Origin of the sequence: Methylobacterium sp. WL1, assembly GCF_008000895.1 — a bacterium.
In the GTDB taxonomy this organism is placed as follows: domain Bacteria; phylum Pseudomonadota; class Alphaproteobacteria; order Rhizobiales; family Beijerinckiaceae; genus Methylobacterium.
This window is the reverse complement of record NZ_CP042823.1, coordinates 5,664,632-5,677,907: the sequence shown is the minus strand read 5'-3', so window position 1 is coordinate 5,677,907 and position 13,276 is coordinate 5,664,632. Positions and strand designations below refer to the sequence as shown.

The 13,276-nt window shown below is 70.7% G+C and carries 7 protein-coding genes and 1 pseudogene; 7 read left to right on the top strand and 1 reads right to left on the bottom strand.

Annotated elements, in window-relative coordinates; translation table 11 throughout:
• The 6 genes and pseudogenes from FVA80_RS27660 to FVA80_RS27630 all read left to right on the top strand — a co-directional run bounded on the left by FVA80_RS27660 (nucleotide 1) and on the right by FVA80_RS27630 (nucleotide 11,188).
• Nucleotides 1-2,819 (top strand): annotated as a pseudogene (locus tag FVA80_RS27660) (DUF4159 domain-containing protein).
• A 238-nt stretch (nucleotides 2,820-3,057) separates the two neighbouring features.
• Nucleotides 3,058-5,142: a hypothetical protein gene (locus FVA80_RS27655; protein WP_147906375.1), complete on the top strand. Its 2,085-nt coding sequence runs from the start codon at nucleotides 3,058-3,060 to the stop codon at nucleotides 5,140-5,142.
• Between the two features lie 416 nt (nucleotides 5,143-5,558).
• Entirely contained in the window at nucleotides 5,559-7,427 is a 1,869-nt protein-coding gene (locus FVA80_RS27645; RefSeq protein WP_246692473.1) for an extracellular solute-binding protein, read from the top strand.
• A complete protein-coding gene (locus FVA80_RS27640; RefSeq protein WP_147906373.1) occupies nucleotides 7,424-9,277 on the top strand; it encodes an extracellular solute-binding protein in 1,854 nt (617 codons plus the stop codon). Before FVA80_RS27645 ends, FVA80_RS27640 begins: the two co-directional genes overlap by 4 nt.
• 4 nt (nucleotides 9,278-9,281) lie before the next feature.
• Nucleotides 9,282-10,385 carry a microcin C ABC transporter permease YejB gene (locus tag FVA80_RS27635; protein ID WP_147906372.1) on the top strand — a complete coding sequence of 368 codons (1,104 nt, stop codon included), beginning with the start codon at nucleotides 9,282-9,284 and terminating at the stop codon, nucleotides 10,383-10,385.
• Between the two features lie 266 nt (nucleotides 10,386-10,651).
• Complete coding sequence (locus FVA80_RS27630; RefSeq protein ID WP_147906371.1) at nucleotides 10,652-11,188, top strand: DUF2059 domain-containing protein; 537 nt, start codon at nucleotides 10,652-10,654, stop codon at nucleotides 11,186-11,188.
• A gap of 35 nt (nucleotides 11,189-11,223) precedes the next feature.
• Here the strand turns inward: FVA80_RS27630 and FVA80_RS27625 are convergent, their stop codons facing one another.
• Nucleotides 11,224-12,012: a helix-turn-helix domain-containing protein gene (locus tag FVA80_RS27625; RefSeq protein ID WP_147906370.1), complete on the bottom strand. Its 789-nt coding sequence runs from the start codon at nucleotides 12,010-12,012 to the stop codon at nucleotides 11,224-11,226.
• Between the two features lie 62 nt (nucleotides 12,013-12,074).
• Between FVA80_RS27625 and FVA80_RS27620 the strand changes: the two genes are divergently transcribed.
• Entirely contained in the window at nucleotides 12,075-13,271 is a 1,197-nt protein-coding gene (locus tag FVA80_RS27620) for an MFS transporter (protein ID WP_147906369.1), read from the top strand.
• Nucleotides 13,272-13,276: the final 5 nt, after the last annotated feature.

Below are 13,276 nucleotides of genomic sequence, written 5' to 3'. Positions count from 1 at the left end.
ATGCTCGGTCTGACCTTCGCGGCGCCCCTGGCGCTCGCCGCCCTGATCGGCCTGCCGGCCCTGTGGTTCCTGCTGCGGGTGACGCCGCCGCGGCCCCGGCGGATCGACTTCCCGCCGCTCAAGCTCGTCGCCGACCTGATCCCGCAGCGGCAGACGCCGGCACGCACACCGCCCTGGCTGCTGCTCCTGCGCCTGCTGATCGCCGCCGCGTTGATCCTCGCGGTGGCAGGCCCGGTCTGGAATCCTGGTGGCGTCGGAGCCGGTGGCGGCCGCAGCGCGCTCCTCGTGCTCCTCGACAACGGCTTTCCGGCCGCCCACGATTGGCGCGACCGGTTGCGGGTCGCCACAGACGCCGTGGAGGGTGCGGCCCGGGACGGCCGGCCGGTGGCGGTGATCGGCCTGGCCGAGCCGCCCGCGGCCTTCGAGGCCAAGACCCCGGCCGCGGCCCTGGAACGCCTGCGTGCCCTGGCGCCCCGCCCGATCCTGCCGACCCGCGACGCGCATCTGACCAGCATCGGGACGTTCCTGGAGAAGAACCGCGGCGCAGGGCTCGTCTGGATCAGCGATGGCGTCGCCGGGGCAAGCGACGAGCGCTTCGCCAAGGGCTTGGCCGACCTCGTGGGCGGCAGCGGCGCCGCCCTGACGGTGTTGCGCGCCGACAGGCCTCCGGCCCTGGCCCTCACCGCCGCGGAGACCGGCGGCACCCTCACCGTCCGGGCCCTGCGCGCAGCCCCGAACGGGCGCGACGCCGGCGTGATCCGGGCGCTCGACCAGAAGGGCTTGCCGCTCGCCGAGCGCGACATCGCCTTCGCGGCCGACGCCACCGAGGCGACGGCGACGTTCGAGATGCCGGTGGAACTGCGCAACAGCATCAGCCGCCTGGAGATCGCCGGTGAGCGCTCGGCCGGGGCCGTGGTGCTGCAGGACGAGCGCGGCAAGCGCCGCCGGGTCGGCCTGGTGTTCGGCGGCACCCTCGACCAGGCCCAGCCGCTTCTGGCGCCGACCTACTACCTCGCCCGGGCGCTCCAACCCTTCGCGGACGTGCAGGAGGCGCGCGGCGCCAAGGGTACGGCGGAATCGATCAACCAGCTCCTCGACAACCAGGTCTCGGTGCTGGTGCTCGCCGATGTCGGCGCGCTCGACGAGAAGACCACGGCCCGGGTCGAGAGCTTCGTGAAGGCCGGCGGCATGCTGCTGCGCTTCGCCGGCCCGCGGCTCGCGGCCGGCAACGACCCGCTCGTGCCAGTCCGCCTACGCCGGGGAAACCGTACGCTCGGCGGCACCCTCTCCTGGGACAGCCCCAAGACCCTGGCGCCGTTCCCGCCCGAGAGCCCCTTCGCGGGCCTGACGCCGCCGGCCGATATCGGCGTGCGCCGCCAGATCCTGGCCGAGCCGGACGGCGACCTGCCGAACCGGACCTGGGCCTCCCTGCAGGATGGCACGCCGATCGTCACCGCGCAGAAGCGCGGCCAGGGCACGTTGGTGCTGTTCCACGTCACCGCCGACACGACCTGGTCGAACCTGCCGCTCTCGGGGCTGTTCATCGACATGCTCCGGCGCGTGGTCGGCTTGGCCGGCACGGCAGCGCCCCCCGCGGGCGAAGCCAGTCGCGCATCCGCCGTGGTGCTCGCCCCTCGGGTGACACTGGACGGGTTCGGCGCGCTCGGCTCGCCACCCGCTTCGGCCACCGCGGTGGCGGCCGATTACGCCGACCGGGGGAACACCGAGCACCCGCCGGGCTTCTACGGACCGGCCGACGGCGGCATCAGCGTCAACGCCCTGAAGCCCGACGACCGCCTGAAACCCCTCGACACCGCAGCGCTCGACGGCGCCCGGATCGGAACCCTCGCCGGAGCCGAGACCCTGGACCTGCGCCCGACCCTGTTCACCCTGGCGCTGCTGCTGCTCGCCCTCGACACGCTTGCGGGCCTGTGGCTCGGCGGCTTCCTGCGCCGCTCCGCCTTGGCGAGCCGTCTGCGCGGACGCCCGGCGGCGTTGGCCGTCGCGGGCCTCGTGCTGTTCGCCGCCCTCCCGGCACAGCCGCTGCGCGCCGAGGAACCGGCGGCCAACCGGCCGAACGGCATCGAATCCGCCCTCGTCACCCGGCTGGCCTACGTGATCACCGGGGACGCCGCCGTCGATGAGGCAAGCCGGACCGGCCTGTCCGGCCTGACCCAGATGCTCGCCTCGCGCACCGCCCTGGAGCCGGGTGAGCCCGCCGGGATCGATCCGGCCAAGGACGAGCTCGCCTTCTACCCGCTGATCTACTGGCCGATCGCACCTTCGCGGCCCCAGCCCTCGGAGACGGCGATCCGCAAGATCGACGCGTTCATGCGCAACGGCGGCACGGTCCTGTTCGACACCCGGGACGCGCTCACCGCCCGCCCGGGCGGGCCGCCCTCCCCGGAGGGAGCCTACCTCCGCAAGATGCTGGCGACCCTGGAGGTGCCGGAGCTGGAGCCGGTGCCCCTCGACCACGTGTTGACCAAGGCGTTCTACCTGGTCGACAGCTTTCCCGGCCGCTACGCCACCGGCCAGACCTGGGTCGAGGCGCTGCCCCCGCCGCCGAAGGCGCCGAGCGCCGCCCGGCCCGGGCCGGCGACGGCGTCAGCCCGATCATCATCACCGGCAACGACCTCGCCGCCGCCTGGGCGGTGGGCCGCCGCGGCGAACCGCTCTACCCGGTGGTCGGCGGCGACCAGCGCCAGCGCGAGATGGCCTTCCGGGGCGGCGTGAACATCGTGATCTACACGCTCACCGGTAACTACAAGGCGGATCAGGTCCACGTGCCCGCGCTGCTGGAGCGGCTGGGGCAGTGATTTCCTTGGACAACCAGCGAAGCGCCGAAGGCCCTCCCCCCTCTGCGGGTAACGAGCGGCACGAGCTCGATGCGCGGGTGCTGATGCAGGCCGCGACGCGATCCCTCTCCCGTACGGGAGACGGAACCTGCGTTTTCCGCGCTCACGCCACGACGACGGCGGCGGTTGCAACCTGCGAAGCCCGTAACTTTGCGGATGGAAGAAGCCCCCGCATCACGGAACCGGAGCGCTCCGCCCCATGCTGAGCCTCAGCTTCACCCCCCTCCTCCCGTGGCCGGTCCTCGCCGCCCTCGGGCTCGTCGTCGTCGTCCTGGCTCTGCTCGCCTTCGTGGCGCGGGGCCGGACCGCCCTGCTGCGCGCGCTGGTGCTCGCCCTGGTGCTGGCCGCCCTCGCCAACCCCGCCCTGGTGCGGGAAGACCGCGAGCCGGTGAAGGACATCGCGGCGATCGTGGTCGACCGCTCCGGATCGCAGGCGCTCGGCGACCGGCCGCAGATGACCGATGCGGTCCGGGCCGAGTTGCAGCGCCGCTTCGGCGCGCTCACCAACATCGAGCCCCGCTTCATCGATGTGCCCGACGCAAAGGACGGCGACGACGGCACCAAGCTGTTCACGGCGCTGGGCCAGGCGCTGGCCGACGTGCCGCCCGAGCGGCTGGCCGGCATCGTGATGCTCACCGACGGCGTGGTCCACGACATCCCATCCTCGATGGCGCAAATCGGCATCAAGGCGCCGCTCCACGTCCTCGTCACCGGCCATCCGGACGAGCGCGACCGCCAGATCAAGCTTCTGGAGGCGCCGCGCTTCGGCATCGTCGGCAAGGATCTCACGATCCGCGCCGAGGTGATGGAGCGCGGCGGCACCGGCCATGCGGTCGTCACGATCCGCCGCGACGGCGAGGAGATCGGCCGGCGGGACGTACCCACCGACAAGCCGTTCGCTCTGACCACCCGGATCGAGCATGGCGGCCCGAACGTGGTCGAGATCGAGGTCGAGCCACTCCCGGGCGAACTCACCACGGTCAACAACCGCGCGGTTCTGCCGATCGAGGGCATCCGGGAGAAGCTCCGGGTGCTGCTGGTCTCCGGTGAGCCGCACCAGGGTGAGCGGACCTGGCGCAACCTGCTGAAATCAGACGCTAACGTTGACCTCGTGCACTTCACCATCCTGCGCCCGCCGGAGAAGCAGGACGGGACGCCGATCTCCGAATTGTCCCTGATCGCGTTCCCGACCCGCGAGCTGTTCGTTCAGAAGATCAAGGATTTCGATCTGATCATCTTCGACCGCTACGCCAACCAGAGCGTGCTGCCGCAGGCCTATTTCGACAACATCGTCCGCTACGTCCGCGAAGGCGGCGCGCTGCTCGTCGCCGCCGGCCCCGAATATGCCGGGCCGGCGAGCCTGGCCCGCACGCGGCTCGCCGGCATCCTGCCCGGCGACCCGGACGGGCGCGTGGTCGAGCGCCCCTACAAGGCGACCCCGACGCAGGTCGGCCAGCGCCACCCGGTCACCCGCGATCTGCCGGGCTCCGACGCGAACCCGCCCGCCTGGGGAGACTGGCTGCGCATCGTCCAGGCCCGCACCCGGCCCGGCATCCAGCCGATCCTGTCCGGCGCCGAGGGGCTGCCGCTGCTCGCCCTGTCGCGCGAGGACAAGGGCCGCGTCGCGCTGCTGCTGTCCGACCATGCCTGGCTCTGGGCGCGGGGCTACCAGGAGGGCGGCCCCTATCTGGATCTGCTGCGCCGCCTCGCCCACTGGCTGATGAAGGAGCCGGCCCTCGAAGAGGAGGCCCTCCGGGCACAGACCACCGGCCGCGGCCGCGAGGTGCGGGTCGAGCGCCAGACCATGGCCGAGCAGGTCGAGCCGGTCACCGTCACCGGGCCGACCGGCAAGGTCACGACGCTGACCCTCAAGCCCGGCGAGCCCGGCCTGTTCACCGCCACCTTCGACGCGGAGACCCTGGGGCTGCACACCCTGCGCTCGGGCAACCTCGTGGCCTTCGTCAGCGTCGGCCCGGCGAACCCGCGCGAGCTCGCCGACGTGTTCAGCGATACCGAGCGGCTGAAGGCGGTGGCCGAAGGCTCCGGCGGCTCGATCCGCCGGGTCGCGGATGCCGGCGGCACCACCCAGGTGCCGCGGCTCGCCACCGTGCGCAGCGGCCGCCTGGCCGGCGGAGACTGGATCGGCTTCCGCCCGAGCGACAGCGCCAACATCCGCGGTGTCGAGGTCTACCCGCTGGCGCTGGGCCTCGCCGCCCTCGCAGCGCTCGCCGCCGCCGTGCTCGCGATGTGGCTGGTCGAGGGCCGCCGCGGGCGTGCGGTTTAAGTTTTTGTGACTCGGCGTCTCGCCACCGCCTCCCCAACCGCGACGCTTTCCCTCCCCCCTCTGCGGGGGAGGGTGGGCCCTGCGTCAGCAGGGGTCGGGAGAGGGGCAGCGCGACGGTTCAGGATGAAGCAACCGTTGCGCCCTTTCCAGAAACGTTGCTCCCCTCTCCCGACCCGCTTCGCGGGCCACCCTCCCCCGCAGAGGGGGGAGGGCGTGGCGCGGATCCGGCCCGCCTCAAGAAGCCCCACGCCGCAGGTGACGTCACGGTCGCGCACCGACCGGCAAAGAAGCGGCCTCGACGCCCGGGCCGCACCCGGCCTAAGACCCTTCGGAAGCCCGAATTCCCGCACCGCCTGGTGCGATGACATGGAGATAGCCTGCCCGTGACTGGACGCCTCCTTGCCGCCACGCTCTGCATCGCCTGTCTCCAGTTCGCCCCCGCCCGCGCGCAGGAACCGGCGGCGAGCGCGGCCGCCACGGAGGCGGCGATCCCGGCTGCTACCGGCCAGTGGACCCACGCGATCACGCTGATGGGTGAGCCCAAATACGGCCCCGGCTTCAAGCATTTCGACTACGCCGACCCGGCCGCGCCCAAGGGCGGCATGGTGCGCCTCGGCATGCAGGGCGGGTTCGACAACTTCAACATGATCGTCTCGGGCCTGAAGGGCGACCTCGAAGGCGGCGTGCTGCAGATCTACGATACGCTGATGACCGAATCCTCGGACGAGCCGTTCACGTCCTACGGCCTGCTGGCCGAGGCGGTCCGGGTCGCCCCCGATCTCGGATCGGTCTCGTACCGCCTGCGCGACGACGCCCGCTGGCATGACGGCCAGCCGATTACCCCCGAGGACGTGGTCTGGTCCTACGGCGTGCTGAAGGCCAACAGCCCATTCTACGCCGCCTATTATCAGACGGTCGCCAAGGCCGAGGCGACCGGGCCGCACGAGGTGACCTTCACGTTCACCGAGACGGGCAATCGCGAATTGCCGCAGGTGATCGGCCAGTTGCGGGTGCTGCCCAAGCACTGGTGGACGGGCAAGGACGCCAACGGCAAGCCGCGCAGCCCGACCGAGACCACCCTGGAGCCGCCGCTCGGCTCCGGCCCCTATCGGCTCGCCAAGTTCGAGCCGGGCCGCAGCGTCACCTACGCCCGCGTGCCGGATTACTGGGGCAAGGACCTGCCGGTGAATGTCGGGCGGTACAATTTCGACACCGAGCGCCACGAGTACTTTCGCGACGGTACCGTTCTGGTCGAGGCCCTGAAGGGCGACCTCTACGACTTCCGAGCCGAGAACATCGCCCGCAATTGGGCGACCGCCTACGACGATTTCCCGGCCGTCAAGGAAGGGCGCCTGATCAAGGAGGCGTTCCCGGAACGCGGCATGGGCATCATGCAGGCCTTCGCGTTCAACACGCGACGGGACAAGTTCAAGGATCCCCGGGTCCGCCGGGCGTTCAACCTGGCACTCAACTTCGAGGAGATGAACAAGAACCTGTTCTATGGCCTCTACAAGCGGATCAACTCCTACTTCTTCGGCTCGGAACTAGCGTCCTCGGGCCTGCCCGAGGGGCAGGAGAGAGAGATCCTGGAGAGCGTCAAGGACAAGATCCCGGCTTCGGTCTTCACCGCGTCCTTTGCCAACCCGGTCAACGAGAACCCGGAGGCCGTGCGGAAGAACCTGCGTGAGGCCGTGGGGCTGTTGCGCGAAGCCGGCTACGAGTTGCGCGGCGGCAAGATGGTCAACAAGACGACCGGCGAAGCGCTGACCGTCGAGTTCCTGGAGTTCCAGAACGCGTTCGAGCGGGTGATCCTGCCCTTCGCGGCGCAGCTGAAGCTGATCGGCATCGATGCGACGATGCGGGTGATCGACGCCGCGCAGTACCAGAACCGGATCCGCGACTTCGACTTCGACATCACCACCAACGCCTGGGGCGAGTCGCTGTCGCCGGGCAACGAGCAGCGCGAGTTCTGGGGCTCGGCGGCGGCCGACAAGTCGGGCTCGCGCAACCTGATCGGGATTAAGGATCCCGGGATCGACGCGCTGATCGAGAAGGTCATCTATGCCAAGGACCGGGCCGGGGTGATCGCCGCGACCAAGGCGCTCGACCGGGTGCTGCTGGCCCACGATTACGTCGTGCCGCAATGGTCGGCGAGCGAGCAGCGGACCCTGCGCTGGAACCGGTTCAGCCACCCCGCCGTCCTGCCGCGCTACGCCGGCTCCGGCTACCCGACGACCTGGTGGTACGACGATACCCGCGCGGCCAAGACCGGAGCCCCGCGGTGACGGGCCGGTCCTGGCGGCCGAGCCGGCGCGGCCTCATCCTCGGCGCCGGCGCGCTCGCCGCGATCCGTCCCGCCTGGGCCGACGGCGAGGAGCGCCACGGCCTGTCGAGCTTCGGCGAGCTGAAATACGGCCCCGGCTTCGAGCATTTCGACTACGTGAACCCGATCGCCCCCAAGGGCGGCCGGTTCTCGACACAGCTCGCCGGCACCATCGGCAACCAGTCGCTCAACACCTTCAACACGCTCAACATCTACGTGCTGCGCGGCGACGGTGCGGCCGGGCTGGACCAGACCTTCGACAGCCTGATGGTCCGCGCGCTCGACGAGCCGGACGCCGTCTACGGGCTGGTGGCGCGCGCCGTGACGGTGAGCCCGGACGGGCTGACCTACCGGTTCGCGCTGCGCCCGCAGGCGCGGTTCCACGACGGCTCGCGGCTGACCGCCCGGGACGCCGCCTTCAGCCTCACGCTCCTGCGCGACAAGGGTCATCCCTCGATCTCCGAGGTGATCCGTCCGATGACCGAAGCCCGGGCCGAGGGCGACGAGACGCTCGTCGTCACCTTCGCCGAGGGCCGCGCCCGGGACCTGCCGTTGTTCGTGGTCCAGCTGCCGATCTTCTCGGCGGCCTATTACGGCGGGCGCGACTTCGAGGCCTCGAGCCTGGAGGCTCCGCTGGGCTCCGGCCCCTACCGCGTCGGCACCGTCGATCCCGGCCGCTCCATCGGACTGGACCGGGTTCCGGATTACTGGGCGGCGGACCTCGCCGTGGCGGCCGGGCAGAACAACTTCGACACGATCCGCTACGAGTATTTCCGGGATCGCACCGTGGCGTTCGAGGCGTTCAAGAGCGGCGCCTTCACGTTCCGCGAGGAGTTCACCGCCCGGGTCTGGGCCACCGGCTACGACTTTCCCGCCGCCACCGAGGGGCGGGTGATCCGACAGACCGTGCCGGATGCGCGGCCGAGCGGGACGCAGGGCTGGTGGATCAACACCCGCCGCGCGCCGTTCCGCGACCCGCGCATCCGCGAGGCGATCGGCCTGTGCTTCGACTTCGAATGGTCGAACCGCAACCTGATGTACGGCGCCTACACGCGCACCGCCTCGTTCTTCGAGAATTCCGACCTCAAGGCCACCGGCAAGCCCTCGGCAGAGGAACTGGCCCTGCTGGAGCCGATCAAGGACCTGCCCCCGGAGGTGTTCGCCGAGGCCTGGACGCCGCCGGTCTCGGACGGGTCCGGCCAGGACCGGGCGCTGCTCAAGCGGGCCGACGCGCTGCTGCGCGAGGCCGGCTGCACCCGCCAGGGCGGCGGCCTGCTGCTGCCGGGCGGTCAGCCCCTGGCGATCGAGTTCCTGGACGACGATCCCGTCTTCCAGGCAGTGACCCAGCCGTTCATCCGCAACCTCGGCCTGCTCGGCGTGAAGGCGACGCACCGCACCGTAGACCCATCGCAGTATCAGGCCCGCGTCAACGATTTCGACTTCGACGTCACGTCCCGTCGCTTCTCCGGTGGTGTTACGCCGGGCACGGAATTGCGCGAGCTCTACGGCTCCCGAGCGGCGGCCACCAAAGGCTCCAACAACCTGTCGGGGATCGCGGACCCGGCGGTCGACGCGCTGCTCACGGCCATCGCGAATGCCAAGTCCCGCGCCACGCTGAGCACCGCGTGCAAAGCCCTCGACCGCGTGCTGCGGGCCCAGCGTCTCTGGGTGCCGATGTGGTATTCCGGCGCCCACCGCCTCGCCCTTTGGGACGTCTACGGGCGCCCGGCGAATCCGCCGAAATACGATCTCGGCGCCCCCGGTACCTGGTGGTTCGACGCCGCCAAGGCCAAGCGGATCGGGCGGGACTGAGACCATGCTCGGCTACATCCTGCGCCGCATCGGCCTGATGATCCCGACCCTGTTCGGGATTATGCTGATCACCTTCACCATCGTGCAATTCGCCCCGGGCGGCCCGGTGGAGCGGGTTCTGTCGCAGATGAAGGGCCAGGGCGACGGCACCCTGTCGCGGGTCACCGGCGGAGGCGGCGACCTCGGCGGCGGCGGTCGTCCGGCAGGGGGCGGAGAGGGCAACTCCCGCTATCGGGGCGCGCAGGGGTTGAGCCCGGACTTCATCGCCAAGCTGGAGCAGCAGTTCGGCTTCGACAAGCCGGCCCCGGAGCGTTTCGCCAAGATGCTGTGGGACTACGTCCGCTTCGATTTCGGCCGCAGCTATTTTCGCGACGTGACGGTGATCCAGCTGATCAAGGAGCGGCTGCCGGTCTCGATTTCGTTGGGGCTGTGGATGACGCTCTTGTCGTACGCGATCTCGATCCCGCTCGGTATCCGCAAGGCCGTGAAGGACGGCGAGCGCTTCGACCGCTGGACGTCCTTCGTGGTGATCATCGGCTACGCGATCCCGGGCTTCATGTTCGGGCTGATGCTGATCATCCTGTTCGCGGGCGGCTCATTCTATCAATGGTTCCCCCTGCGGGGCCTAACCAGCGAGGGCTGGGAGAGCTTCTCCGCCTGGCACAAGTTCACCGACTACGCCTGGCACCTGGCGCTCCCGCTCACCGCCCTGGTGATCGGCGCCTTCGCGACCTCGACCCTGCTCACCAAAAACTCGTTCCTCGACGAGATCCGCAAGCAGTACGTCCTGACCGCCCGGATGAAGGGCCTATCCGAGCGCCGCGTGCTCTACGGCCACGTCTTCCGCAACGCCATGCTGATCGTGATCGCCGGCTTTCCGGGCGCGTTCATCTCGGCCTTCTTCACCGGCTCGCTGCTGATCGAGACGATCTTTTCCCTCGACGGCCTGGGCGAGCTGTCGTTCCGGGCGATCGTCGGCCGCGACTACCCGGTGGTGTTCGCGACCCTCTACATCTTCTCCCTGCTCGGGCTGGCGGTGAACCTGCTCTCGGACCTGATCTACGTCTGGATCGACCCGCGCATCGATTTTTCCGCCCGGGCGACGTGAGGGCTCGGGCGCGCGGCCGATCGTTCCGCGTCGTCATCGGGGTGGTCGCCGCCAAGACGTTGAGCCGCTGGACAAGCTGACGATCCAATCCATCCGGATCTGCATCCGCTGTCGGGATCGGGCGACTTCTGAAGGCGGCCCAAGTGGATCCGCTCCAGTTATTTGTCATAGCGATCGCCCAGGCGCATTGATCCGGATCACAATTACGATAGCAGTGCCCGGGCCGTGCAACGTTGGATCGTACGGCGATCGTGACCGGAGCAACCATGCGCCTCTCGACCCTTCTCGTCGGCCTCTGTCTCGGAACCGCGCTGCCCGGCACGGTGCTGGCGCAGACGGCGCAGAAACCCGCTTCGGCCGCGGCGCCGGATCCGGCCTTGCTGAAGGTCGCCCGGGAAACGGTCGCGCAGATGCAGGGCGATCGCGCCGCCACGCTCAGCTCGATGGCCGCCCCGATGGTCGGCATGATGCAGCAGATCGGCATCAAGGAAGCCGACAAGGCGCAGGTGCTCGTGCAGGAGGTCGTGATGCCGACCCTGTCCGCGCATTACGACGAACTCCTCGATATCCAGGCTCGCGGCTTCGCCACGATCCTCGGCAAGGACGACCTGCAGGCGATCGCGGCCTTCTACGCCACGCCCACCGGCAAGCGCCTCGCGGCCGCCCAGCCGCAGCTCGCCCAGATCCAGCTGGCCGGCATGCAGCAATGGATGCAGGCGGTGGCGCCCGAGATGCAGGGCAAGATCGTCAAGGCGGTCCAGGACCACGGCTGGGGCCCGGGCGGCCAAGCGAAGCCGAAGTGATCGGCTGATCCGGACTGGGTGGCGGCGCGGGCCGCCTAGGGCGTTCCACCGCCACCCAGCACCCGCGCCACGGTGCTCCGCAGGGCCTGCGCGCTGCGATAGCCCACCGCGGCTGCGACCATGCCCGGTGGGCGGCCCTCGGCGGTCAGCGCGAGCGCCCGGATCACCCGGGCCCGCGCCCGCCAATCGCCGAAGCTGAGCCCGGTCTCGGTGCGGAACCGCCGGGTCAGGGTGCGTCGGCTCGCCCCGGCGCGGTCGGCCCAGGCGTCGAGGTCGTCGGCCGCGGCGGGATCCTCGATCAGGCCGAGGCAGACCCGGCGCAGGCGGGCATCCCGCGGCAGCGGCAGGGTCAGCGGCGTCTCGGGCGCCCGGCCGATCTCGTCGAGCACCAGGGCGGCGAGGTGACCGCCGCGGCCGGCCTCGTCGTACAGGACCGGTTCCTCCGCAAGGGCGGTCAGGGCGGAAGCCAGGAGCGCGGAGACCGCGATCACCCGGCAGATCGTCGGAAACGCGTCCACGGCGGCGGGGTCGAGATAGGCCGTGCACAAGGCCACGGGTCCGTGGGTGACCGTGGCGTGGGGCAAGCCCGGCGGGATCCAGAGGGCGTGCCCCTCCGGCACGACCCACGTGCCGTCCTCGGCCGCGGCGCTCATCAGCCCTGCCGTTGCGTAAAGGAGCTGCGCCCGGATGTGTGCATGCAGGCCGGTGCCGCTCCCGGCCGGAAGCGGCTTGCGGACGACCGCGACCGGCCGCGGCACATGTTCGTAGTCGGCAGCGGCGGTCGATCGCGGCACCACCGGCGATTTTGGCCCGTTCGCATCCATATCCGGCCCGACACCGCCATCGGGCCAGGGTATCAGCGGTCGATCCCGGAGGATACGCCGCGATGGATGCCGAAACCCTGTCCCGCCGCACGCTGCGCTTCGTCAACGTCGCGCACGCCCTCGACCACTACGTGCTGCTAATCTACCCGACCGCGGTGATCGCCATCGCGGCCCAGACCGGCCTGAGCTACGGCGAGCTGATCGGGTTGGCGACCGGCGCCTTCGTGGCCTTCGGGTTGTGCTCGCTGCCGATGGGCTGGCTCGCGGATCGGTTCGGCCGGCGCAACCTGCTGGCGGTGTTCTTCCTCGGCTACGGCCTGTCCTGCCTCGGGGTGGCGAGCGCCACCACGCCGCTGAGCTTCGCGCTCTGGCTATGCGTGCTCGGCCTCGCCTCGGCGATCTACCACCCGGTCGGCTCGACCATGCTGGTGACCCATACGCGCCGGCTCGGCCGCGACCTCGGCATCAACGGCGTCTGGGGCAATCTCGGCGCGGCCTCGGCCTCGGGCGTCACCGCGCTGCTGGCCGCCAGCGTCGGCTGGCGGGCCGCCTTCGTGGTCCCGGGCCTCGTCTGCCTCGCCTGCGGTGCCGCCTTCCTGGCGATGGTGCCGGGCGACGGCGAGGCCGGCGGCAAGAAGGCCGGGGGCGCGGCCGCGATCGCAGTGAGCCGACCCTGGGCGCTGATGGCGCTGTATGGGGTCGCGATCTTCGCGGGCGGCGTCACCTTCAACCTGACGACGATCAGCCTGCCCAAGGTGATCGACGAGGGCGTCGGCCAGGCGCTGCCGCTGGCGCTGATCGGCTCGCTCGCCACCGTGGTTTTCCTGGTCGGGGCGCTGATGCAGCTCGCCATGGGCCGGCTGATCGACCGCTTCAGCCTGCCGTCCTTGTTCGTCACCCTCTCGGTGCTGCAGCCGCTGGGGCTGGCGCTCGCGGCGCTGAGTACCGGCCTGCCGCTGCTCGCCGGGCTGATGCTGGCCATGACGGCGATCTACGGCCAGGTGGTGATCAACGACGCGATGATCGCCCGCTACGTGCCCCCGGCTTACCGGGCCCGGGCCTACAGCGTGCGTTACTTCGTCGGCTTCACCGCCAGCGGCTTCGTGGTTCCGGCGATCGCGGTGCTGCACGACCGCGGCGGCTTCGCGCTGGTGCTCGGCATCGCGGCCACCTGCGGCGCGGTGATCTGGCTCGCGGCGCTCGGCTTCCTGAAGCTGACGCAGGGCGAGCCGCGCCCCGCCCTGGCGGCGGCGGAGTAGGGATG

What these genes read in the sequence shown, in the direction of transcription:
- FVA80_RS27625 (WP_147906370.1), bottom strand. Translation starts at nt 12,012, where the DNA reads ATGGATGCGAACGGGCCAAAATCGCCGGTGGTGCCGCGATCGACCGCC.
- FVA80_RS27655 (WP_147906375.1), top strand. Translation starts at nt 3,058, where the DNA reads ATGCTGAGCCTCAGCTTCACCCCCCTCCTCCCGTGGCCGGTCCTCGCC.
- FVA80_RS27630 (WP_147906371.1), top strand. Translation starts at nt 10,652, where the DNA reads ATGCGCCTCTCGACCCTTCTCGTCGGCCTCTGTCTCGGAACCGCGCTG.
- FVA80_RS27635 (WP_147906372.1), top strand. Translation starts at nt 9,282, where the DNA reads ATGCTCGGCTACATCCTGCGCCGCATCGGCCTGATGATCCCGACCCTG.
- FVA80_RS27620 (WP_147906369.1), top strand. Translation starts at nt 12,075, where the DNA reads ATGGATGCCGAAACCCTGTCCCGCCGCACGCTGCGCTTCGTCAACGTC.